General features: G+C 64.6%; 22 protein-coding genes. 12 read left to right on the top strand and 10 right to left on the bottom strand.

Annotation, left to right across the window (positions count from 1 at the left end; all coding sequences use genetic code 11):
• Positions 1–3 precede the first annotated feature (3 nt).
• The 5 genes from RI032_RS00105 to RI032_RS00125 all read right to left on the bottom strand — a co-directional run bounded on the left by RI032_RS00105 (position 4) and on the right by RI032_RS00125 (position 6,152).
• A complete protein-coding gene (locus RI032_RS00105) occupies positions 4–1,347 on the bottom strand; it encodes an LLM class flavin-dependent oxidoreductase (RefSeq protein WP_322547662.1) in 1,344 nt (447 codons plus the stop codon).
• An 18-nt stretch (positions 1,348–1,365) separates the two neighbouring features.
• Positions 1,366–2,343, bottom strand: a complete 978-nt coding sequence (locus tag RI032_RS00110) for an MsnO8 family LLM class oxidoreductase (RefSeq protein WP_010484656.1) — start codon at positions 2,341–2,343, stop codon at positions 1,366–1,368.
• A 14-nt stretch (positions 2,344–2,357) separates the two neighbouring features.
• The gene (locus RI032_RS00115) at positions 2,358–2,720 is read right to left on the bottom strand and encodes a DUF3088 family protein (protein ID WP_010484654.1); all 363 of its coding nucleotides are present in this window, start codon (positions 2,718–2,720) and stop codon (positions 2,358–2,360) included.
• A gap of 157 nt (positions 2,721–2,877) precedes the next feature.
• On the bottom strand, positions 2,878–3,459 hold the full coding sequence (gene msuE / locus RI032_RS00120; RefSeq protein WP_029379957.1) for an FMN reductase: 582 nt from the start codon (positions 3,457–3,459) through the stop codon (positions 2,878–2,880).
• A gap of 116 nt (positions 3,460–3,575) precedes the next feature.
• A complete protein-coding gene (locus RI032_RS00125) occupies positions 3,576–6,152 on the bottom strand; it encodes a TonB-dependent receptor plug domain-containing protein (RefSeq protein ID WP_322547663.1) in 2,577 nt (858 codons plus the stop codon).
• Between the two features lie 339 nt (positions 6,153–6,491).
• Between RI032_RS00125 and ftrA the strand changes: the two genes are divergently transcribed.
• Positions 6,492–7,493 carry a transcriptional regulator FtrA gene (gene ftrA, locus RI032_RS00130; protein ID WP_322547664.1) on the top strand — a complete coding sequence of 334 codons (1,002 nt, stop codon included), beginning with the start codon at positions 6,492–6,494 and terminating at the stop codon, positions 7,491–7,493.
• Positions 7,494–7,527: 34 nt separating this feature from the next.
• On the opposite strand, the gene RI032_RS00135 is transcribed toward ftrA, so the two are convergent.
• From RI032_RS00135 to RI032_RS00150, 4 genes are all read right to left on the bottom strand, one after another.
• Positions 7,528–8,022 (bottom strand): hypothetical protein, encoded by a 495-nt coding sequence (locus RI032_RS00135; protein WP_322547665.1) that lies wholly within the window; start codon positions 8,020–8,022, stop codon positions 7,528–7,530.
• Between the two features lie 91 nt (positions 8,023–8,113).
• On the bottom strand, positions 8,114–8,701 hold the full coding sequence (locus RI032_RS00140) for a TetR/AcrR family transcriptional regulator (protein ID WP_322547666.1): 588 nt from the start codon (positions 8,699–8,701) through the stop codon (positions 8,114–8,116).
• A gap of 85 nt (positions 8,702–8,786) precedes the next feature.
• A complete protein-coding gene (locus RI032_RS00145) occupies positions 8,787–10,556 on the bottom strand; it encodes an oleate hydratase (protein WP_057502642.1) in 1,770 nt (589 codons plus the stop codon).
• 141 nt (positions 10,557–10,697) lie between these two features.
• Positions 10,698–11,222, bottom strand: a complete 525-nt coding sequence (locus tag RI032_RS00150; protein ID WP_010484639.1) for a GNAT family N-acetyltransferase — start codon at positions 11,220–11,222, stop codon at positions 10,698–10,700.
• 163 nt (positions 11,223–11,385) lie between these two features.
• Between RI032_RS00150 and RI032_RS00155 the strand changes: the two genes are divergently transcribed.
• The 7 genes from RI032_RS00155 to RI032_RS00185 all read left to right on the top strand — a co-directional run bounded on the left by RI032_RS00155 (position 11,386) and on the right by RI032_RS00185 (position 15,277).
• The gene (locus tag RI032_RS00155; protein ID WP_134958263.1) at positions 11,386–11,841 is read left to right on the top strand and encodes an SRPBCC family protein; all 456 of its coding nucleotides are present in this window, start codon (positions 11,386–11,388) and stop codon (positions 11,839–11,841) included.
• A gap of 11 nt (positions 11,842–11,852) precedes the next feature.
• Positions 11,853–12,167, top strand: coding sequence for an ArsR/SmtB family transcription factor (locus RI032_RS00160; protein WP_010484635.1), 315 nt, complete (start codon positions 11,853–11,855; stop codon positions 12,165–12,167).
• 2 nt (positions 12,168–12,169) lie between these two features.
• Positions 12,170–12,628, top strand: coding sequence for an SRPBCC family protein (locus RI032_RS00165; protein ID WP_164194206.1), 459 nt, complete (start codon positions 12,170–12,172; stop codon positions 12,626–12,628).
• A 134-nt stretch (positions 12,629–12,762) separates the two neighbouring features.
• Entirely contained in the window at positions 12,763–13,182 is a 420-nt protein-coding gene (locus tag RI032_RS00170) for a helix-turn-helix domain-containing protein (RefSeq protein WP_058982586.1), read from the top strand.
• Positions 13,179–14,045: an alpha/beta fold hydrolase gene (locus tag RI032_RS00175; protein ID WP_322547667.1), complete on the top strand. Its 867-nt coding sequence runs from the start codon at positions 13,179–13,181 to the stop codon at positions 14,043–14,045. Before RI032_RS00170 ends, RI032_RS00175 begins: the two co-directional genes overlap by 4 nt.
• On the top strand, positions 14,038–14,415 hold the full coding sequence (locus RI032_RS00180; RefSeq protein ID WP_322547668.1) for a DUF4180 domain-containing protein: 378 nt from the start codon (positions 14,038–14,040) through the stop codon (positions 14,413–14,415). The genes RI032_RS00175 and RI032_RS00180 overlap by 8 nt, the downstream gene beginning before the upstream one ends.
• A 97-nt stretch (positions 14,416–14,512) precedes the next feature.
• The gene (locus tag RI032_RS00185; protein ID WP_054171545.1) at positions 14,513–15,277 is read left to right on the top strand and encodes a COG4705 family protein; all 765 of its coding nucleotides are present in this window, start codon (positions 14,513–14,515) and stop codon (positions 15,275–15,277) included.
• On the opposite strand, the gene RI032_RS00190 is transcribed toward RI032_RS00185, so the two are convergent.
• Positions 15,274–16,056 carry a 3-hydroxybutyrate dehydrogenase gene (locus tag RI032_RS00190; RefSeq protein WP_322547669.1) on the bottom strand — a complete coding sequence of 261 codons (783 nt, stop codon included), beginning with the start codon at positions 16,054–16,056 and terminating at the stop codon, positions 15,274–15,276. The two genes, RI032_RS00185 and RI032_RS00190, sit on opposite strands and share 4 nt — an antisense overlap.
• 251 nt (positions 16,057–16,307) lie before the next feature.
• Here RI032_RS00190 and RI032_RS00195 point away from each other — a divergent pair, with 251 nt between their 5' ends.
• From RI032_RS00195 to RI032_RS00210, 4 genes are all read left to right on the top strand, one after another.
• Entirely contained in the window at positions 16,308–16,739 is a 432-nt protein-coding gene (locus tag RI032_RS00195; RefSeq protein ID WP_322547670.1) for a hypothetical protein, read from the top strand.
• A gap of 91 nt (positions 16,740–16,830) precedes the next feature.
• Positions 16,831–17,019, top strand: a complete 189-nt coding sequence (locus tag RI032_RS00200) for a hypothetical protein (protein WP_322547671.1) — start codon at positions 16,831–16,833, stop codon at positions 17,017–17,019.
• A 225-nt stretch (positions 17,020–17,244) separates the two neighbouring features.
• Positions 17,245–17,586, top strand: coding sequence for a hypothetical protein (locus RI032_RS00205; protein ID WP_322547672.1), 342 nt, complete (start codon positions 17,245–17,247; stop codon positions 17,584–17,586).
• Between the two features lie 5 nt (positions 17,587–17,591).
• Positions 17,592–20,798: a zeta toxin family protein gene (locus RI032_RS00210; RefSeq protein ID WP_322547673.1), complete on the top strand. Its 3,207-nt coding sequence runs from the start codon at positions 17,592–17,594 to the stop codon at positions 20,796–20,798.
• Positions 20,799–20,853 lie beyond the last annotated feature (55 nt).

Raw genomic sequence — 20,853 nt, forward strand, 5'->3', positions numbered from 1 at the left:
GCCCTACCCCACCTTCCGCGCCGGTTCGGCGTCGGTCGAATAGCGGCTGGCCTTGTACGGCAGACCCAGATGCTCGCGCAGGGTCTGTCCTTCCAGCTCGCGCTGGTGGTAGCCGCGCGCCTGCAGGATCGGCAGCACCTGGGTCACGAAATCGTCCAGGCCCTCGCGCTGCGCGGCGAAGCCGAGAATGAAGCCATCGCTGGCACCGGCATCGAACCAGCGGATCAGCTCATCGGCCACATGCTCCGGTGTGCCGATGAAGTTCGGCCGTGGGCTCACTGCTTCCAGTGCCACCTGGCGCAGGCTCAGGCCCTTCTCACGCGCATCCTGCTTGATGCGGTCGGTGGTGGAACGGAACGAGTTGCTGCCGATGTCACCCAGCTCCGGGAACGGTGCATCCGGATCGTACTGGCTGAAATCGTGGTGATCGAAGAAGCGCCCCAGGTACGCCAGTGCATCCTCCAGCGTGGCCAGTGCGGCAATCGCCTGATACTTGGCTTCGGCTTCCTCGGCGGTGCGGCCGACGATGGGGCCGATGCCCGGAAAGATCTTCACATCGTTGCCGCTGCGGCCGTGCGCGATCGCCGAGTTCTTCACCTTCTGGGTGAATGCACGGGTTTCTTCCAGCGACGGCGAATGGGTGAACACCGCATCGGCGTACTTGCCGGCCAGCGCGATGCCATCGTCAGACGAACCGGCCTGGAAGATTACCGGCTGTCCCTGCGGCGAACGCTGGATGTTGAGCGGGCCTTCCACCTGGAAGAAGCGGCCCTTGTAGTCGAGGCGGCGGAATTTCTCCGGTGCGAAGAAGGTGCCGCTGTCGCGCTCACGCACAAATGCGTCGTCATCCCACGAATCCCACAGCCCCTGCACGACGTCCAGGTACTCATCGGCGATCTGATAGCGCAGCGCATGCTCCGGGTGTGGCCGGCCATAGTTGCGGCCCGAACCTTCCAACGGCGACGTCACCACGTTCCAACCGGCGCGGCCGCCACTGAGCAGATCCAGTGAAGCGAACTGCCGTGCCACCGTGAACGGATCGCTGTAGGACGTCGACAGCGTGCCCGCCAGGCCGATCTTGTTCGTTGCCGTGGCCAGCGCCGACAGCAGCGAGATCGGCTCGAAGCGGTTGAGGAAATGCGGGATCGACTTCTCGTTGATGTACAGGCCATCGGCCACGAAACCGAAGGCAATGCCGTTGTCCTCGGCGGTGCGCGCAATGTCGATGTAGAACTGCAGGTTGACGCTGGCATCGGCCGGATTGGACGGATGCTTCCAGGCATGCATGTGGCTGCCGGGGCCCTGCAGCATGATGCCGAACGGAATGTGGCGCGGGATGGTGCTCATGGGAATCGCTCCTGCAGGTCAGGCCACCGCCGCGCGCGGCGCGGGCGACAGCAGTTCAAGGGAGGTCAGGCGTGCGTCGAGGTCGGCCACCGGCGCATCGAGAATGAACTCACCCACGCCGAAGCGCCGGTGCAACGCGTCCAGTTCGTCACGCACATGCTGCGCATCGCCGGACAGCACGCTGGGGCGCGTTTCCTCGATGCGGAAGTCCGCCACGCCCACCTGGCGTGCGTACTCGGCAGCCGCCTCGGGGCTGGGCAGGTTCACCGCCTGCCCGGGACCAAGGTGCAGCTTGTAGACGCGTAGCGCACCGATATGCCGCGCAGCCGCTTCGGCCGTAGGTGCGGCGAAGGCCACCGTGGCCAGCAGCGGGGGCTGCGAGGAGACGCTGCGATAGGCGTCGAATGCGGCCTCGATGTGCTTCGGATCACCATCGAAGTGCGCGGCGTAGACGAAGCGCCAGCCCAGCTCGGCCGCCTGCTTCGCACTCTGCGGGCTGGCACCGAGCAGGAAGCGCTCCGGCGCCTGCTGCGGAATCGGCCGCGCCAGCACATCGGCTTCGGCGCCGGACAGATAGCCCTCAAGGTCGCGCAGTTGCTGGTCGAAGTCGGCGAACGCCGGGCGCCCGGCCGCCAGCGCGGCAGTCGACGCTGGCAAGCCGCCCGGCGCCTTGCCCACGCCCAGATCCACGCGCCCTGGCGCCAACGCTGCCAGCAGGTTGAAGTTCTCCGCCACCTTGTACGGCGCGTAGTGGCGCAGCATCACCCCGCCGCTGCCGATACGGATGCGCCGGGTCTGCGCCAGCACCCAGGCCGCAAGCACCTCCGGTGCGGGACTCGCCAACGTCGGCGCGGCATGGTGCTCGGCAAACCAGTAACGGTGATAACCCAGCTGTTCGGCGCGCTGGGCCAACTGCAGGCTGTTGCGCAGCGCCTGTTCCGGCGAGGCGCCCTCGGCCACCGGGCTCTTGTCCAACACGCTGATCTGATAGCTCATCGTCGCGTCCTCGCTCAGGGATGGGCCACGGGGATGCCGAGCAACCCGTTCAGCGCGGCCAGGATCGGCTCGGCGCCGGAGATGTACTGGCGGTTCTGGTGCGCACCACTGGCCAGCTCGCTGTGCACGCCCTGCGGCAGCACCAGCTTCGGCAGCGACTGGTCCTGCTCGCCGATCTCGGCGATCACCTCGCGGCGCGGCCGCGCGAAGCCGATGCGGCGCACGTCCAGCTGCGCGTCCAGGCCGTCGATGCTCGACAGCGCCCCTTCCAGCAGCAGGCTGTGCCGACAGAAGAAGCGCTGGCCGGGAATCTGTCCGTCCTCGAACTCACGGTCGAGCAGGAACAGGATGGGCTTGTCGGTTGCGTCCAGACTCACGGGGTCGTCCTCATCGGGGGGCGGCAATGCGATGCCGCTTCGATATCGATGCTAGAGATGACGGCCGTCGGCACGGCGATGCCAGACGACAATCGGCGGTCAGATCCGGCCACGCAGATGCGCCTTGGCCATAAGCAAAGCGCCGCCGGTTATGCCGTCAGGCGATGCGTCGCAGCGGCGCCGCTACCGCCAGCGCCTGCGTAGCCAGATGCCCGGCCGCACGCTCGGTCGCCAGCGCGATACGCGCCTGCAAGGCGGCACTGTTGATGTGCTCGCCATCGAAGTCGGCAGGCGTGGCATACACCCCGATCGGCAGCGTGTGCGCCTGCAGGAAACTGAACAACGGCCGCAACTGGTGGTCGATCACCAGCGCATGGCGCTCGCTGCCGCCGGTCGCTGCCAGCAATACCGGCGTATCCACCAGCGCTTCCAGCCCGATGAAGTCGACCAGATGCTTGAACAGCCCCGGATACGATCCCCGATAGACCGGCGCAGCCACTACCAGCAGCCCGGCCGCCTCGATCGTCTGCAGCGCCTGCTCCACGGCGGGCTCCACTTCGTCGCGCGACAACGACTGCCCCAGCGAACGCGCGATCGGTGCCAGCTCCACCAGATCCACACTGGCATGCACCCGCTGCTGCAGCGACGCCAGCAGATGCCGCACCAGCAGCAACGTGCGCGACGTCGCCGAACTGGTCGGCGACCCCACCACTGCAACCACCCTCAATGCAGAAGACATGAACTGCTCCTCGATGATGCCGAACTACCGCCGGCCGCCTTTCGCCTTGTGTAGAGCCGAGCCATGCTCGGCTGCTTTCGCCTTTGTGGAGTCGAGCCATGCTCGACTGCTCCAGATCAGAACCGGTAATTGATCCGCCCGTACCAGAACGCCCCGATGCGGCTCAGCACGTCGCCCGAATCCCACGTCGTCTCGATGCTCGCCACATCGGTGGCACTGCGTGCGTACTCGGGCACCTTGCGGGTGCGCTTGTCGAACACATTGTTGATGCCCAGCGCCGCACTCCAGCCCGCCCCCAGTTCCACGGCACCGGAGAGATTGGTCACCAGCACGGGCGGCTGCTTGTACTCCACGCCGTTGTTCAGGCGCTTGATCGGGCCGTAGTACGTGAAGTCGACATTCGAGCGCCAGCGCCCGTTCTGCCACCCCAGGCCGGCCACCTGCGTATAGCTCGGCGTGCGGAAGCGCAGTGCGTATTCGCTGGTCCTGGTCAGCAGGTTGATGTTCGGCAGCCCCTGCAGCGCCCCTGGAATGTCGCTGACCTTCTGGATGGTGGTGCGCCCCACGTTGGCCGCGTAGCTCCAGCGCAGCTTGCCCCACGCAGTCTCCTGGTTCGCTTCCAGGGTCAGCTCGACGCCGCGTGTGCGGGTATTGCCCACGTTGGTGAAGTAGCTCGCGTAGAACGCATCACCCGGCAGGATGCTGATACCGGCTGACCCCAGCAGTGCATCGATGGTGTTCTTCTGCGCTGCGCTCAGCACCGTGCCGCTGTTGTCGGTGATGCGCGCCGGATCCTGTGCGTTGTAGCCGATCTGGCTGGACTGCCCGAGCTGGCCACGGATATCGATCTGGTACGCATCCACGGCCAGGTGGAACGCCGGGCTCGGGTCCCAGGTCACGCCCAGGCTGTAGTTGGTGGCTTTCTCGGGCTTCAGCGGCGTGGCACCCAGTGCGATCGCCGCCGGCGACGACACCTGCGCCACCAGCGTGGTGCCGCAGGGGCAGCTGCCCGTGGCCTGGTAGAACTGCGCGCCCAGGCTGGGTGCATGGAAACCGTTGCTGACCGTCGCGCGCACGCCCAGCGCGTCGGTGACGTCGAAGCGCGTGGTCAGGCGGCCGGTGGAGACACTGCCGAAGTCGGAGTGATCTTCCCAGCGCGCGGCCGCATCCAGATACCAGCGCGAGGTGATGTTGGTGGCCGCACCGACGTACACCGCCTTGCTGTTGCGGGTAGCCTTCACCGCATCGGCAGTCGAATAGCCGACGAACGCCGCAGCACCAAAGCCGGTATACGACTCCCACTGCCCGGCCCCGCGTTCATACTGTTCATGCTGGTATTCGGCGCCCGCGCTCACTTCCAGCGGCGAAGCGAACGCTGCCACCTCGAAGCCACGGCGCAGGTCCAGGTTGGCGATGCCCTGCTGGTAGTCCAGCTTGCCGTCATAGAAGTCCGTGGGCGAGCCGGGATACGGCAGCGAGTAGTTCACCGAGTTACGGGTGTAGGTGCGCACCGTGCTGCGGTTGCCGGTCAGGCTGGCGTCGTAGTCCCAGCCCGCGATCTGGCCTTTCACGCCTGCGGTGCCGGTGTACTGTTTCTCCTTGGTTTCCAGTACCGGCAGGAAGCCATCCGGGAACACACTCAGCACGCCGGGTGCCTTGTAGGTGGTGAAGATGGTCGCCGGCAGTCGGAAGTTCTGGATTGCCTGCGCGGTGCGATCACTGGCCGTGGCATTGGCGTAGAACTGCGCACTTTCGCCCAGGCCATGGCCTACGTTCACCGCGAAGGCCTTCAGCGCATACGACGGCGAGCTGAGGATGGTGTTGGCCTCGGCATTGCGGTTGGCCTCGGCCGGGTTCGGCGATACGCCGGCCGGCAATCGATTGTTCGGCCGCAGCGCCACCAGATTGCCGCTGCCATCCACCGCCGGGTAGCTCAGATAGCCATCGATGTAGCGGCGGGTGCGGATCGCATGATGCTGGCGGGTGGTCTCGCCGGACAGGTTGACGAAGCCATCGGCGCCCCACGGCAGGCCCACGTTGGCGCGCACGCTGGTGCGCGAGCCATCGCCATCGATGCTCTGCCCGCTCTCCACGGCAAGTTCACCACCGTGGGCCTGCGACTTCAGGATCACGTTGACCACGCCGGTGATCGCATCCGAGCCGTAGATGGCCGATGCACCATCGCGCAGTACTTCGACATGGTCGATGGCCGAGACCGGAATCAACGCCAGATCGGCCCAGGCATGGCCCGGATAGCCGCCGCCGTTTGCCCCGCTCACATAGGCACTGGCATTGCGACGCTTGCCGTTCACCAGCACCAGCGTGTAGCCCGGCGACAGGTTGCGCAGCTGGTAGCCGCGGATCAGGCTTTCCTGGTCGCTCTGGTAACCACCGATCTGGCTGAGCGACGGCAGGCTGCGCTGCAACGCTTCCAGCAGGTTGCCCTGCCCGGTAGCGGCAAGGTCCTCGGCGGAGATCACATCGATGGGCGTGGAGCTGTTCTTCACCGTGCGCGTGCTGGTGCGCGAACCAGTCACTACCACTGCATCCAGCGTGGACGCTGCCACGTTGGCTGTCGCGGCGGTGGCGGCAGGATCGGCATCGGCTTCCGCCGCATGGGTGGGCGACGCGGCGAGGATAGCAGTGATCAGAACAGCGAGAGTGCTCAGGACAGGGGCGTGGGCGGCAGGCATGGGGGCTCGTGGGGGTGGGCCGGAAACACGCTTCCATTCAAGGGCCTGTTCACCTGGCGCGACAGGCGGGATCACGTCACCCAACCGTCATATCCGGCCACCCACATGACCGCTGGTAATGAGGTTAGGCGGCATTGCCGGTGCACTGCTGTCTGTAGAGCCGAGCCCACGCTCGGCTGCTCCTCGCGACGGCGTCAGATGCATCCACTTCTGCCAATTTTGAGCCGGGCGTGGGCTCGGCTCTACAAGAGGGGAGCGACCGCTCCATATGCCTGGCCGGCATCACCTCATGCCCGCGCACCACTCAGCGCCATGCATCTGCACCCGTAGCATCAAGCCATGCCCAGCCCACCCGCCGATCCCGCCGCGCCGCTCGTTGCCATCGTCGCCTGCCACGGCCAGGGGCTGTTCGAATTCGGCTGTGCGGTGGGCCTGTTCGCGCCGATAAGGCCCGAGCTCGGCGTGGCCTGGTACCGCACCCAGCTATGCGCAGGCGAGCCCGGCGCACTGCGCATGCTCGGCAATGCGCAGGTGCAGCTGCCCTGCGATCTCAGCACGGTTGATGACGCCGACATCATCGTCATCCCCGGTTGGCGCGAACCCAGCGAACGCCCGCCGCAGGCACTGCTCGATGCGCTCAACCGTGCCCACGCACGCGGCGCGCGCATCGCCTCGATCTGCTCCGGTGCGTTCGTGCTGGCCTGGGCCGGGCTGCTCGACGGTCGCCAGGCCACCACCCATTGGCGCCTCACCGAAGCGCTCGCACGTGAGTTCCCACGCATCGATGTGCGCGAAGATGCGCTGTATGTGGATACCGGCAGCATCATCACCTCGGCCGGCTCGGCCACCGGCATGGACATGATGCTGCACATGGTGCGCAAGGATTACGGTGCGCGCGTGGCCAATCTCGTTGCCGAACGGCTGGTGTTGGCGCCCTGGCGCGATGCCGGGCGCAGCCAGCGTGTCAGCCGGGCCATTCCCAACGGCGAGCCCACGCGGTTGGCGAAGCTGATGGAGTGGATGCGCCGCAACCTGCGCGAGCCACATTCGCTTGGCAGCCTCGCCGAGCAGGCCGCACTCAGCCAACGCACCCTGCAACGGCAGTTCCTGGAAGCCACCGGCCTGTCGCCGATCGATTGGCTGATCCGCGAACGCGTAGCCTACGCCCGCGAGCTGCTGGAAACCACGGACCGGCCACTGCAGTGGATCGCCGAGCAGGCCGGCTTCGGCTCGCAGGAATCGTTCCGCCGCCATTTCCGCAGCCAGGCCGACGCCAGCCCGACCGAATACCGCAGCCAGCATCGCAACGGCATCGGCGCGGACCGACTGGTCGGCTGCTGATTCTGCGGTACTTCGTGCTGCGGGCCTGCATCGCTCACAACGGGGTGGTGCGCCGATGAATCCGCCAGCACTGCCCGGCAAATCCGATCACGAACACTGCCAGACAGCCGAGCAAGGTCTGCAGCACCACCGGTGCCATCGGCGCCGCCGCCAGCGGGTGTGCCACCGGCAACCGCGTCAGCGTTTCATTCACGCCCGGCACCAACGACAGCAGGAAGCTGAAAGACAGCGCAAAGGTCGACAGGTAAGCCGCCAGCCGTCCAAGGAAGCGCAGTCGCGAAGCCAGAACACCGCCGAACGCCACCAGCAGCACGATCACGCCGAAAGCGTGGCCGGGATTGAGTCCGCCGGTGCTGGACACGGTGAACGAGGTCGCCACCGACAGCACCAGGCCCACCAGATAGAGCCTGCCCGAGCGCGTGCCGGGATCGATAGCCCGGTAGCGGATGAAGCCATACAGGCCGGCCAGGATCGGCACCAGGCTGATGATGGTATGGATCGCTCCGGGGAGGGTAAGAGGATGCGCCATGGGTCTCTCCGTTGATAAATTAAACCTACCAGTAGGTAGGTTGATGGACTAAAAAGAAGGCCCGCGTCGCCGCAGGCCCATCACACGAACATCAGGCGGCCGCGCTCACCCGCGCGATGGCCAGCCGTGCCAGCGTCGCGAACGTGGCCGCATCACCGAAGCCGCGCGCAGCCAGCATCGCGCCGTGCACCGAAGACATGAACGCCTTGGCCTCATCGGCCGCCGAGCCCTGCAACTCCAGTTGGCCCATGGCAGCGCCCTTCTCCAGGGTCACCGCCAGCCAGCCGCTCAGGTCCTCGAAATGGCCGCGCACTTCCTCAGCGATCTCTGCCGGAATCATCGGCGCTTCGGCGGCCAGCATCGCGCAGATACAGAACGACGACGTGCCGCCCGCAATACAACTGGACCAGTAGTCCACATAGGCGTTGAGCTCCTGCAACGGGTCGCCCAGCTGCCGGTCCAGCAGCGCCAGGCCCTCACGCGCCTCGGCCCGGTACAGCTCAACCACCGTGCGCACAAGATCCACCTTGCTGGGGAAATGGTGGTGGATGCTGGCCTTGCTGATGTTCACTCGTGCCGACACGTCGGCGTAGCTGAAGCCGTTGTAGCCACCGGCCTCCAGCAGCGAACGGGCGTGGGCCAGGATCTCCTGGGCCTTGGGCGAGAGCGACTCTTTCATGCCGCCAACCTACTAGTAGGTTGCGGCGTCGTCAACTCCCCCTGTTGGACTCGCCGGGCGTCGCCCGGCGCTACCCACGCCCCGCTCAGTCCTCCTGTACCAGCTTGAACTCGCGCAGCAGGCCACCGATCTGGGTCTTGTCCAGCTTGTTCATCAGCAGGTTGCGCAGGAACGCAGGCCCGGGAATATCCAGTTCCTTGCCATCGCGCAGACGACCGGCGGCGGCCAGCAGCGAGCGCACGTCGTAGGTGGAATTGAACACCTCCGGCACGCCGCGTTCGATATCCAGCAACGTGTACACCGCTTCCATCGGCGTACGCACCGAATACTCGGTGGTGAAAATGCAGTCGCGCTGCTTCGATTCGGCGAACTGGCCGATGAAGGCGAAGTTCACCGCACCTTCCGGCACCACGTCAGGGCGATCACCGGCCTGGCGCGGCATGAAGAACGCGGTGATGTACGGCATCATCACCGGTACCGTCTTCGCACCGGTCGCGGCCAGCTCGTCGATCTCGTCCACCGGCACGCCCAGGTGGTACAGCCACTCGCGGGTGATCTCCTCGCCGGTGCAGTCCTGCATCGGCTTGTTCACGTAGTCGCCGGGCGTATCCACAAACAGCGAATACACCCAGACCACGATCTGGTCCTTGGGCTGGTTCTTGAAATGTGGCTGCCGGTTCACCGTCCAGCTCATCAGCCAGCGCGAGTCACGCACGCTGACGATGCCGCCGGTCACCACCTTGCCGCTGAAGGGATCGCGCTTGGCGATCTTCTGGATGTAGGCCGGAATGCGCGCATCCAGCGTGGTCACCGTCGCCGATTCCCACTTGGTTTCCGGAATGTGCGCGCCGAACACGTCCGGACGCCCGAACGCTGCATCCTTCGCGGCAATGCGTCGCCACAGGTCCCAGGCCGGCGCGGGGCCTTCGTTCAGGCGTGCCGCAGTGTGGTGGTCGCCATTGTCCGAGTTCTCAGTCAGCGAGCCGATGGTCATGAACAGAAGATCGTCCGCGCCCAGATCCACGCCACCGGCTACACCATCACGCATCCAGTGGATGCGCGTGGCCTGCTTGCGGCCCGGCTGCAGATCGAAGTCGACGTCGGTCACCTCGGTGCCGTACTGGAACACCACGCCATGGTCCTGCAGCCACTTCACCAGCGGCAGCACCAGCGATTCGTACTGGTTGTACTTGGTGAACTTCAGTGCCGAAAAGTCCGGCAGGCCGCCAATGTGATGGATGAAGCGATGCAGGTACAGCTTCATCTCCAGCGCCGAATGCCACTCCTCGAACGCGAACATGGTGCGCCAGTACAGCCAGAAATTGCTGTCCAGGAAGTCGCGGCCCAGCACTTCGTTGATGCGCTTGTTCTCCATCTCCTGCCGGGTGGCCAGGAACAGCGCGATGATGTCCTTCTGCGCCTGCTCGGTCAGCGTGAACAGGCCATCGGTGTGCGCATCCTCGCCGCGATTGATGGTGGCGCGCTGCAATGAATAGTTCGGGTCGTCCTTGTTCAACCAGTAGAACTCGTCCAGCACGCTGGCGTCATCGATCTCCAGCGAGGGGATCGAGCGGAACAGGTCCCACAGGCACTCGAAATGGTTCTCCATCTCGCGGCCACCACGGATCACGAAACCCTTTTCCGGTACCTTCAGGCCATCCAGCGCGCCGCCGGCAATCTGCTGCTGTTCAAGGATGGTGATGCGTTCACCGGCCATGCGCCCATCGCGCACCAGGAACGCGGCTCCCGCCAGCGAGGCCAGGCCCGAACCGACAAACCAGGCGCTCTTGCCATCGACACCGGCCGGCTTGCGCGGGCGCGCGAAGGCTTCGTAGTTGCCACTGCTGTAGTACATGCGCTGCTCCTTCCTGGAGGGGGTCATCAGGAACCCGCAGCGGGATGACACAGCCATCCCGTGCAGGTCATGGCCTTACTCTAGCGCCGAACCGATGTACCGTTTCCTGCACACACGCTGCGACCGAATGACGCAGCCGCGTCAGAGCTGCCGGCCCAGCAGCATGCCAGGCCAACCGTCCACGTTGAACGGTGCGATGCGTGTGTAGCCACAGGACTCATAGAAGCGCACCAGATCCCCATTGCCACCGCCGTAGCAGTCCACGCGCAGATGGTCGAGTCCGGCAGCGCGCGCCTGCTCATCGGCAAACGCCATCAAGCGGCGGCCAATGCCGCGCACGCGGCCATCGCGCGAAGCCACCAGCACGCGTACGTACAGCTCTGGCCCATCGGGCGCCGGTACATAGGGCATCGCCTCACCCAGCGCCAGGAACGCACGCACCTCACCCAGTGCGTTCTGCGCCACCCACGCGCCGGGCAGCGCGCAGGCATCAGTCACCTGGGTGATTCGACGCGGCACCGTCGACCACGGCTCGCTGCCCCACTGCTGCAGATTACCGATCGACACGAACCATTCGATCACCTCGTCGAAGAGCCGCAGCACCGCAGGGGCATCGGCCACGCTGGCGCGGCGGATGGTCAAGGTGTCCTTTCCAGCTTCAGTCATGCACGTACTCCTTTCAACGCATCAATCGGCTGCACCGAGGATGCCGGCCAGCGGCCGGCACTACCAGGGCCGGACGTCCGTGGGCCGGATTTGACATGCAGGCATTTACCTGCATATAGTCCACTCGACCGCGGCGCCTGCCCGCCCACGCGAGGAACCTGCAATGGTGGATATCGCACATCGGGTCGGCATCAAGGCCCCCGCAAGCCAGGTGTATCAAGCCCTGGCCACCCCCGAAGGCGTCGCCGCCTGGTGGGCTGAAGACACCCACGGCGACCGCGAGACCGGCGGTACGGTCAGGGTGCGCTTCACGAACAACGGCCAGGAAATCGGCGCCATGGAAATGCAACTGGAACAGCTGATTCCCGGCGAGCTGGTGCTCTGGAAGTTCCTGGTCGGCCCCGCCGAATGGATCGGCACGCATGCACGCTTCGCACTGAAACAGGAAGGCGACTACTGCATCGTGCTGTTCACCCACGAAGGCTGGAAGGAACGCGTCGAGTTCACCTCCCACTGCAGCACCAAGTGGGCGGTGTTCCTGTTGAGCCTCAAAGCCCTGCTGGAAACCGGCAAGGGCCAGCCCAACCCGCACGACGTCAGGATCGACAACTGGAACTGAAGACGCCCCGCATGAATGCAGACAAGGTGTTCAAGGCCCTGGCCGACCCCACGCGCAGAACGCTGCTGGACCTGCTCTGCGCAGACAACGGCCAGACCCTGGGCCAGCTCTGCGAGCACCTGGACATGGCCCGGCAATCGGTCACCCAGCACCTGGGCCTGCTGGAAGACGCGAACCTGATCAGCACCGTGCGTCGTGGTCGCGAAAAGCTGCACTTCATCAACCCGGTGCCGCTGCATGAAGTCTACGAGCGCTGGGTACGCAAGTTCGAGCAGCAGCGCCTGAGCCTGCTGCATGACCTGAAACGAGAACTGGAAGGAGAATGACGATGTCCGCAGAGACCACCCGCTTCATCCACGTGATCTATATCGCCTCCACGCCACAGAAGGTGTTCGAGGCCATCACCCGCCCCGAGATCGCCAGCCGCTACTGGGGCCATGAGAACGTCTCGGACTGGAAGCCCGGCTCGCGCTGGCAGCACGTGCGCGCAAACGAAACGCGCTCGGTCGAGCTGGTCGGCGAGGTGGTGGAAAGCACCCCGCCCTCACGTCTGGTCATCACCTGGGCCGCCGCCTCGCAGGCTGACAACCCGGATGCCTACAGCCGGGTCACCTTCGAAATCGTGCCCTACCAGGACATGGTGCGGCTGACCGTTACCCACGAGGAGCTGGAGCCCGGCAGCGGCATGGATACCGGCATTCGCCAGGGCTGGCCGATCGTGCTGTCCAGCCTGAAGTCGCTGCTGGAGACGGGCAAGGGGCTGGATGTGTTCGCCAAGCCAGCGTAGCCGTCGGGAGGGTTGGCCCGCGCGAGCGGCACCGGGCAGATGGCCCCCTGTCGCCGCCGCCGCGCAATACCCAATCGCTCCAGAACATTGCATTTCATGGAACAATAGGGAGCACATGGTTCTCGAGTTCCGTTATGTCCCCCGCGTTGCTAACCGTCGATCAGGCTGCCCAGCAGCTCAGCCTGCACCCCAAAACCGTCCTGCGGCATATCCGTAGCGGCCAACTGCGCGCGACCCGCATCGGCAAGTCCTATCGCATCACCGCCGAAGACCTCGACGTGTTCACCGGCACCGTGCGTGAGCCCTCCGCTGCGCGCCCACAGCTGACCACGGTGGTGGATATTCCCGGATGCGGTGCGGCACGTGCCGCCGACCTGGTGCGTGCCCTGCATGCGCGCGTCACCGGCCGCGAGGCCGACGATGAGCCGCTGCGCATGGAGACGATCTATTCGCCTGAGCACGATGTGCTCAAGCTGATCGTGATCGGTGGCCTGGCAGGTTCCACGGCGCTGCTGGTCAGCCTGCAGCGTCTGCTGCAGGACCGCAGCGCATGAAGCGGCAGCGCCCCGGCATTCCCACGCAGCACGTACTTGCCGCCTATCGCCAGGTGCTTTCGGACTGGCCGGTACCACACGAATCGCATCATCTCGCCACCCGCGCCGGTTCGACATTTGTGGTCAGCTGCTGCCCGGAACACGGCCCTGCCCTGGTGCTGCTGCATGGCACCCTCAGCAATGCCGCCAGCTGGATGTTCGATGCCGAACGCTGGAGCGAGTACTACCGCGTGCATGCCGTCGACATCATTGGCGAACCGGGCCTCAGCGAAGGCACGCAACCTGCGCTGGACAGCGACGCGCATGCGCAATGGCTGGATGATGTCCTCGACGCACTTGGCGTGGAAAGCGCAGCATTCGTGCGCCTGTCGTTCGGCGGCTTCCTGGCACTGGACTACGCGCTGCGAAGGCCTGCCCGGGTCAACGCACTGGTCCTGGTCAGCCCCTCGGGTATCGGGCGCCAGCGTGCATTCCTGCTCAAGGCGCTGCCACTGTTGCTGCTTGGCCGATGGGGACGCGAGCGCCTGCGCCGCGCGGTCATGGGTCCCGCGCCACTGCATGCACCTGCACGTGCGCAGCCGCTGCTCGACCTGCTGGCATTGATCCGTGCCGAGGTTCGGCCACGTCCGCTGCGCATTCCCCGCATCAGCGACGAGCGCCTGGCTGCGCTGCATCCGCCGGTAGCCCTTGTCATGGGCGCGCGTGATGCCCTCATCGACACCCCTGCCGCCGCCGAACGCATGAAGCGGCTCGTCCCGACGGCGGACGTCACCCTGCTCGCAGACGCCTATCACTACATCCCCGGCCTGCGCGAAGACATCCTCGCCCGGCTGCGTCAACTGCAGAACCTCCAGCATGAATGATTCCATTGAACACTTCGGCACCACCCGCCTCCTGCGCATCGCGCCGCAGGGCCCTGCACTCGATGCCAACGGCCTGCGCGATCTGGTCGGCGATGCCCTCGGGCATCAGGCCGAGTGGATTGCCGTGCCGGTGCAGCGCCTTTCGGCAGACTTCTTCGAGCTTCGCTCCGGCATGGCCGGTCAGTGGCTGCAGATGCTGGTGAACTACCGCCTGCACTTTGCCGTGCTGGGCGATGTCAGCGACTACCGCGCACAGAGCGAATCGCTGGACGCGTGGATCATTGAGTGCAACCGCGGCCACAACGGTTGCTTCGTGGCCGACTGGGATGCCCTGCTGGCTCGCCTTTCGGCCCCCGCCAGCGCGAGCTGAACGCCAACCCCACACTCACCCTCACCGAACCCGGTTCCGACCGCACTCCGACGCCGCCCGCCAGAGCATCACCGGCAGGCTCCCCAGGCGACGTTCGATGCGTGCTTCAGACGCAGATTCCCTGCACAGCAAGGTGGCGGCGGTCACCCTTGGCTTCTGGGTGATGAAGATTGCCGCCACCACCCTCGGCGAGACCGCCGGCGACCTGCTGTCGATGACACTCAACCTGGGCTACGTGGCCAGCTCGGCCATCCTGCTGACGATCTTTGCCGGCCTGTTGGGCATGCAGTTGTCGGCGCGACGCTTCCACCCGGTGCTGTTCTGGTCGGTGGTGCTGGCCACCAGCACCGCAGGCACCACCATGTCCGACCTGCTCGACCGCACGCTTGGCCTGGGCTATGCCACCGGCGCCAGCCTGCTGGCCGGCTGCCTGGCGCTGGTGCTGCTGGCCTGGCGGCTGTCGGAAAAGTCGATCTCGGTCAGCAACATCGCATCGCGCCGCGCCGAGGGCTTCTACTGGACCGCCGTCCTGTTCTCCAACACGCTCGGCACCGCGCTGGGTGATTTCCTCGCCGACGATTCCGGGCTCGGCTTCACCGGCGGCGCACTGCTGATCGGCAGCCTCATCGCGCTCACCGCGCTGGCTAGCCGCCTCAAGGGCATCAACCGGGTCATCCTGTTCTGGATCGCCTTCGTGCTCACTCGCCCGTTCGGCGCCACCTTCGGCGACCTGCTCACCAAGCCGCTGGAAAAGGGCGGCCTGGGCTTCGGTACGGTCGGCTCGTCGCTGGTGCTGTTCACCATCCTCGCCACACTGGTGGCACTGCCGATGCTGCAGCGTAAGGCGCAGCCAGCCAACTAGCGCGCCGTCCAGCCCCCATCCACGGGCAGCGCCGTGCCGGTAATCTGCGCCGCAGCGTCCGAGGCTAGGAACACCACCATCTCGCCCAGCTGCTCGGGCGTCACGAACTGCAACGACGGCTGCTTTTCAGCCAGCAGCGCACGTGCAGCGGTTTCCTGATCCGTGCCTTCGCGCTCGGCCAACGCGGTGATCTGCTGCTCGACCAGCGCCGTTCGCACCCAGCCCGGGCAGATGGCATTGGCGGTGATGCCGGTGCCCGCATTCTCCAGCGCGGTCACCTTGGTGAACCCCACCACGCCATGCTTGGCCGCCACATATGCGGACTTGTTCACCGAGCCCACCAAGCCGTGCACGGATGCGATGTTGATGATGCGGCCGGCGCCCTGCTGCTTCATGTGCGGCAAGGCCGCCGCCGTAGCATGGAATACGGCCGAGAGATTCAGCGCGAGGATCACATCCCACTTCTCGACCGGGAACTCCTCGATCGACGCGGTGTGCTGGATGCCGGCATTGTTCACCAGGATGTCGATGCGGCCCATCGTCGTGACGGCGTGGTCGATCAGTCCGCGCACCGCCTCGCCGCGCGACAGGTCGGCGCCGTCATGCGCCACTCGCACACCGAACTCGGCTTCCAGTTTGGAACGGATGCGTTCGATCTCCGCCGCATCGCCGAAGCCATTCAGCACGATATCGGCACCTTGCCGCGCCAGCGCGGTCGCAATGCCAAGACCGATACCACTGGTGGAGCCGGTAACCACCGCGACCTTTCCACTGAACATGGGCGAGCTTCCATCAAGTACAGGCAACCAGTGTAGCCCCGCCGATCCACGCCACACGTGACTGCCGCGCTTCCAGTAGACTCACGCCATGCGTGGATGCTCTGCTTCAACGTCGCCTAAACTTGATGATCCCAAGGACCGAGGCCGCTCAGGCACTCCTCCTGATGTCGCAAATGACATTGGACCCACCAGGGAATGTGCGGATACTCTTGAATCCGCATGGATATTCCGAAGAGGTAGAGGTGACAGCCATGAATTTCTCCTCCCCGCCTGTTCCGGCGAAACTCCGGGAAATGCTCACGGACTATCCGAGGCATATCGAGATGTTGCAGGAAGCGCTCAATTCGGTTAACAACAGAACCGCGGAGTATCTACCGCCATTTGAGGATGCAGTGTGGAAGCTGGAGGATTGTCTCGACAGCTTTATCAATGACGCCCAGGCTGAGCTGACGGCGGCCAAGGCATCGGGTGATGCTGAATTGATTTCTGCGACTGACGAGAAATTCAAGCTGATGTTCCAAGCGCGATCCGGCAATGGCGGAATGAAAGGTCTCCATGAACTTCGCGATTATTTCGCTCAAGAAAAGGAAAGGCTCATGTCCTTTGCGAAGTCCCGCAATATCGGCATGGCTCACCTCGACGATCTTTGGGAGTACTTCGATGGCAGCCAGATGGGCGTCTAACGCCGCCTTCCAATAGTCGACTGGCTAGAGCATTGAACTCATCACTCCAAGTACAGATACACCTTAACAAGTTGAGGCCGCAGTCTGGGCTTTGGAAGACAAGCTTGATGGGTTCATTCGCGAAGCTCGCATTGAGCTTGCCGATGCCGAAGCCTCTAACGATCTACAGGCCGTTGCCCGGGCTGTGGGAACGGAACAGCTGATGTTCACATCCTCCTTCAAGCGCCATTGGTTAGGAGATGAATCGCTTCGCGCGCATTCTGAGGCCGCTGAGAAATGAGCGCTCCGGACAGCCGCTTGGATCATGAAACTAACGCCGACTGCTCGGAGAGAAAGTAGTCCCAAGAGCGGCATGAATGCGGCCAGCGCCAGGATCACCTCAAGACGGAGGCTCCAGCTGGCCAGCCGGGAGACGATAGCCGCCCTACCGTGGGCAGCATTGAACTTGCCACTGCAAGTGCAGATACTCATGAGAACGCATCAAATCGCTAGATAGGTGAAAGCCATGCCTCAGCCCTCTCCCCCGGTACCGGAAAAGCTCCTTGAATTGCTCAAGGACTATCCGGATCATATCGAACGACTGCAGAAGGCTCTCAATTCGATAAAGAATAGAAGAATCAAGTCCACCCCACCCTTCGAGGCCGCAGTCTGGGAGTTGGAGGACTGCCTTAGCGCCTTCAAGATTGAAGCGCGCGCTGAAATTGACGCCGCTGTGGCATCAGGCGATCCGCAAGCGATCGAACGAGCCAAAGAAAAGGAACGAGTGATGTCATTTGCCAGGTCCAGCAACATTGGCCTAGCGAATCTCAGCGAGCTGCGTGCCCACTTTGACGCCAGTAGGGAGTAAAGCTAATGGCCTCCAAGGATGGTCAGTTGCCGGCAGACGTGCATCAGCGGGTTCTTCGGGAAACGATCATTCCCGAGAGTGGCTTGAGTCACCACACCTCACAGACAACACCAAAGGCCATCCTCCTCGCAGGGCAACCAGGCGCAGGAAAGGGCACGCTGAAGGACATCAGCAGAGCGGAACTTGGCGGGAATGTAGTTGTCGTGGATCCCGACGAACTACGCGACGCGTATCCAGACGTAGAGCGACTGTATGAGCGGTACCCGTACACTTGGGCCGGGCACACCCACGAGGACGCCAGTCACTGGGCGAAAGAACTGCGTGCGGGAGCAGTCAAGGGTCGTAGGAACCTCATCCTCGACACAACGCTAGGCAATGGTGATAGTGCGATCATGCTGATCAAGGATCTTCAGGCCAAAGGCTACGAAGTGGAGATTCGAGGCGTCGTCGCGCATCGGCTGGAAAGCGAACTTGGCGTGGATGCACGCTTTTCCAACTCTCTGGACAACTATGGCTTCGGCCGCTACGTCCCGGAAGACGTGCGCAAACACGTTTACGATGCCCTACCCGGAAATCTGGACAAGGTTCAGGCCGAGACAGGCATCCAAATTCGACTCTACGGACGCAAAGGCGCTCAGGTCTACGACAGCCATAGCGATACCCGCCTACCCGGCACAGCCCTGGAAGCGGAACGCGAAGCTCGGCTGAATGACCCGCGAATCACCCAGACACTGCGCGATGACTGGCGCGCACAAGGCCGCTGGCACGCCGAGCTTGGGGATACCCTGCCCCACAACACAAAGGTCAGCCCACCAACAGCGGCAGCCGTTCTCGATGAGCGCGCAACGCTCAAGGTTGTTGAAGGCATTACGCCCAACATCCAGGAAGCACGCGGCATCGACCACACCATCCGCGTGCGCCCAAACATGGTGCGGGGCGCCGTCATCGGTGGCGCCACAGCGACGGTCGTTGAAGCCGCCACGGAAGGAACAAGGATTGCCGACCTATACGCGCGCGACAACCGGACGGGCGCAGAAGCCGCGCTGCTGGACTTCGGAGCACGCAGCGTCGGCGGTTGGACCGGCGCGGTGGTGGGCGCCAAGGTCGGTACGCTGCTGGGCATTGAGTCCGGCCCCGGCGCCATTGTCACCGGCATCATCGGTGGTGGGTTGGGCGCCTGGGGAGCCAGTGAGATCGTCGAATGGATCGAGAAATACCAGATCAACAATCAGGCCGACAGCACCGACAGGATCTGGACGTTTGATCCGGCGCACCCCGAAAAGGGTTGGACACGCGAGGAGACGGAAATTGTAGGCACCGTCGGCACCCTGGCCGATCGCCCGATCTACGGCGCGACCACGCTGCTCACGGCCGATGCCGAGTTGAGCCAGCAACTGAACTACCAAGCCTCAAGCCGGGCCGTCGGGCTGCGGCTGTCCGAGCCTGATCAACCGATCAATCCCTTCAGCATTGCCGGCGACGCCAGCGATACGCCCAGCGCACTGCCCCGCTCCTGGGAGCGCAACCCGGAGAACGGTGAATGGCGACGCGAGGTCGTCCATCAGGTCCTCGAACATGGCATCAAGAACACCACGGTCGAAGTTGCCGACGCCACCAAGGCTGCGCAGCTTGATGAAGCCGCACAGGGCATCATGGCCTTCAACGCCGCCCGAAGCTCGGCGGCCTTTGCCAAGCAGTATGAGGAGGCCTACACCGCACAGGGCTGGTCCCAGTACGGAGCTATTCCTGATGAAGTGATCTGGGCCCGTGAGCATCCCGATCACGTACTCGCCTCCGACGGACGCACCTATCAGCATCAGGGCGATGGTGAGTGGCTGCATGACGGCTGGATCTACGATTCGCTGGCCGAGGGCAACATCCGCGACGAGTTGAACAGTACCTACCCGCAGATCCGGGCCATCCAACAGATGGAGGCGCCCGTACCCAGCGCCCAAGAACGCAGTATCGAGGCATTGACCGCCAACGAGCGCGATGCCCACGAACAGGCCATGCAGGAAGCCAATCGACTTGGCGTCGCTGCACCGCAGGTGCAGCAGATGGCCGCCGCTGCCGTGGCCGAGGTTCGCGGCGAGCACGCCGAAGAACGCCTGACGCCACAAGCGGTGAGCGATACGCGCACCGTTGAACGCGCTGCACTTACGCCCAACGAACCAACTCTGACGCAAGAGCATCGCGCTCCTCCGCCTGCAGCGCCGACGCCATCCGATCGTACGGAACCGGTGCAGGAACCGGCTCGCCGCGAAGCACCACGACAGGAGCCGACCGCAGCCGCTGCAACGCAACCTGCACGGGATGAGTCAAGCGAGCGGCAAGCGCATACCGAGGCAGAACTTCCTGCGCACACGATGCCTGCAGCCTCCGTGCCGCCACCCGGCAGTCACACCGCTGAGCGTGCTCCCGCACAGCCAGAAGTGAGTGCATTACCTACGCCGGATGTCGGGCACCCGGCTCCTGCGCAGGAGCCCGTTACAACTCACAGCCACTCCCCGGCCCCGTCAATCCAGACCGAAGTGGCTGAAGCCGTGCCGGCTACTGCCCGCCTCCACGAAGCCGAAGCGAAGCCGGCGCCGGTCCAGCCGGAGTCAGACGTTCCAGTCACCCTCGCAGCAGCCGAGCCAGCTACGCCCGCGCTGATGACAGACGCGGCGCCCTTGGTCTCGAAGCACGAGCCTCCCTGCACGCCAACACACGTGGGGGCCCCGGTGGCATCGCCCTCAAGCGCAACAGTCCAGCAACCCGAAGCGCCGCCCGCACCCCTGCTGCCTACCCAGCCCGAACATCCCGATCACGCCCTCTACCAGCAGGTGCGCGAAGGCGTAGCCACGTTGGATGCAAAGCACGGCCGCACGTTCGACGAAGCCAGCGAGCGCATGACGGCTAGCCTGCTGGTGCTGGCCAAGGACAACGACCTGGACCGCGTCGACCACGTACTGCTGAGCAACGCCACGGCAGACAAACCGGCCGGTCACACCCTGTTTGTGGTCCAGGGCGAGCCCAGCGACCCCGCCCACCAGCGCGCAGCAATGCCGACCGAACTGGCTGCGCAGACCTCAGTTGAAGAATCAATGCAGCAGTTCGACGCCGTCAGCCGCGAAGCGCAGCAGCGCGCCATCGCCAACCAGCTTGAGCAGCAGCTGGAAGATCAACGCGTGCAGCAGGATATCCAGATCCGTGCCGCCAGCATGGGCTGAGTGTGTAAGACACGCGCGAAATCATTCACAACAACCCGCCCTCCTGGTCCCTCTG

It is taken from the genome of Stenotrophomonas geniculata, assembly GCF_034508895.1.
GTDB classification, from domain to species: Bacteria; Pseudomonadota; Gammaproteobacteria; order Xanthomonadales; family Xanthomonadaceae; genus Stenotrophomonas; species Stenotrophomonas geniculata.

What these genes read in the sequence shown, in the direction of transcription:
- RI032_RS00135 (WP_322547665.1), bottom strand. Translation starts at nt 8,022, where the DNA reads ATGGCGCATCCTCTTACCCTCCCCGGAGCGATCCATACCATCATCAGC.
- RI032_RS00180 (WP_322547668.1), top strand. Translation starts at nt 14,038, where the DNA reads ATGAATGATTCCATTGAACACTTCGGCACCACCCGCCTCCTGCGCATC.
- RI032_RS00160 (WP_010484635.1), top strand. Translation starts at nt 11,853, where the DNA reads ATGAATGCAGACAAGGTGTTCAAGGCCCTGGCCGACCCCACGCGCAGA.
- ftrA (WP_322547664.1), top strand. Translation starts at nt 6,492, where the DNA reads ATGCCCAGCCCACCCGCCGATCCCGCCGCGCCGCTCGTTGCCATCGTC.
- RI032_RS00170 (WP_058982586.1), top strand. Translation starts at nt 12,763, where the DNA reads ATGTCCCCCGCGTTGCTAACCGTCGATCAGGCTGCCCAGCAGCTCAGC.
- RI032_RS00125 (WP_322547663.1), bottom strand. Translation starts at nt 6,152, where the DNA reads ATGCCTGCCGCCCACGCCCCTGTCCTGAGCACTCTCGCTGTTCTGATC.
- RI032_RS00155 (WP_134958263.1), top strand. Translation starts at nt 11,386, where the DNA reads ATGGTGGATATCGCACATCGGGTCGGCATCAAGGCCCCCGCAAGCCAG.
- RI032_RS00140 (WP_322547666.1), bottom strand. Translation starts at nt 8,701, where the DNA reads ATGAAAGAGTCGCTCTCGCCCAAGGCCCAGGAGATCCTGGCCCACGCC.
- msuE (WP_029379957.1), bottom strand. Translation starts at nt 3,459, where the DNA reads ATGTCTTCTGCATTGAGGGTGGTTGCAGTGGTGGGGTCGCCGACCAGT.
- RI032_RS00205 (WP_322547672.1), top strand. Translation starts at nt 17,245, where the DNA reads ATGCCTCAGCCCTCTCCCCCGGTACCGGAAAAGCTCCTTGAATTGCTC.
- RI032_RS00165 (WP_164194206.1), top strand. Translation starts at nt 12,170, where the DNA reads ATGTCCGCAGAGACCACCCGCTTCATCCACGTGATCTATATCGCCTCC.
- RI032_RS00185 (WP_054171545.1), top strand. Translation starts at nt 14,513, where the DNA reads ATGCGTGCTTCAGACGCAGATTCCCTGCACAGCAAGGTGGCGGCGGTC.
- RI032_RS00145 (WP_057502642.1), bottom strand. Translation starts at nt 10,556, where the DNA reads ATGTACTACAGCAGTGGCAACTACGAAGCCTTCGCGCGCCCGCGCAAG.
- RI032_RS00175 (WP_322547667.1), top strand. Translation starts at nt 13,179, where the DNA reads ATGAAGCGGCAGCGCCCCGGCATTCCCACGCAGCACGTACTTGCCGCC.
- RI032_RS00110 (WP_010484656.1), bottom strand. Translation starts at nt 2,343, where the DNA reads ATGAGCTATCAGATCAGCGTGTTGGACAAGAGCCCGGTGGCCGAGGGC.
- RI032_RS00105 (WP_322547662.1), bottom strand. Translation starts at nt 1,347, where the DNA reads ATGAGCACCATCCCGCGCCACATTCCGTTCGGCATCATGCTGCAGGGC.
- RI032_RS00210 (WP_322547673.1), top strand. Translation starts at nt 17,592, where the DNA reads ATGGCCTCCAAGGATGGTCAGTTGCCGGCAGACGTGCATCAGCGGGTT.
- RI032_RS00195 (WP_322547670.1), top strand. Translation starts at nt 16,308, where the DNA reads ATGAATTTCTCCTCCCCGCCTGTTCCGGCGAAACTCCGGGAAATGCTC.
- RI032_RS00150 (WP_010484639.1), bottom strand. Translation starts at nt 11,222, where the DNA reads ATGACTGAAGCTGGAAAGGACACCTTGACCATCCGCCGCGCCAGCGTG.
- RI032_RS00190 (WP_322547669.1), bottom strand. Translation starts at nt 16,056, where the DNA reads ATGTTCAGTGGAAAGGTCGCGGTGGTTACCGGCTCCACCAGTGGTATC.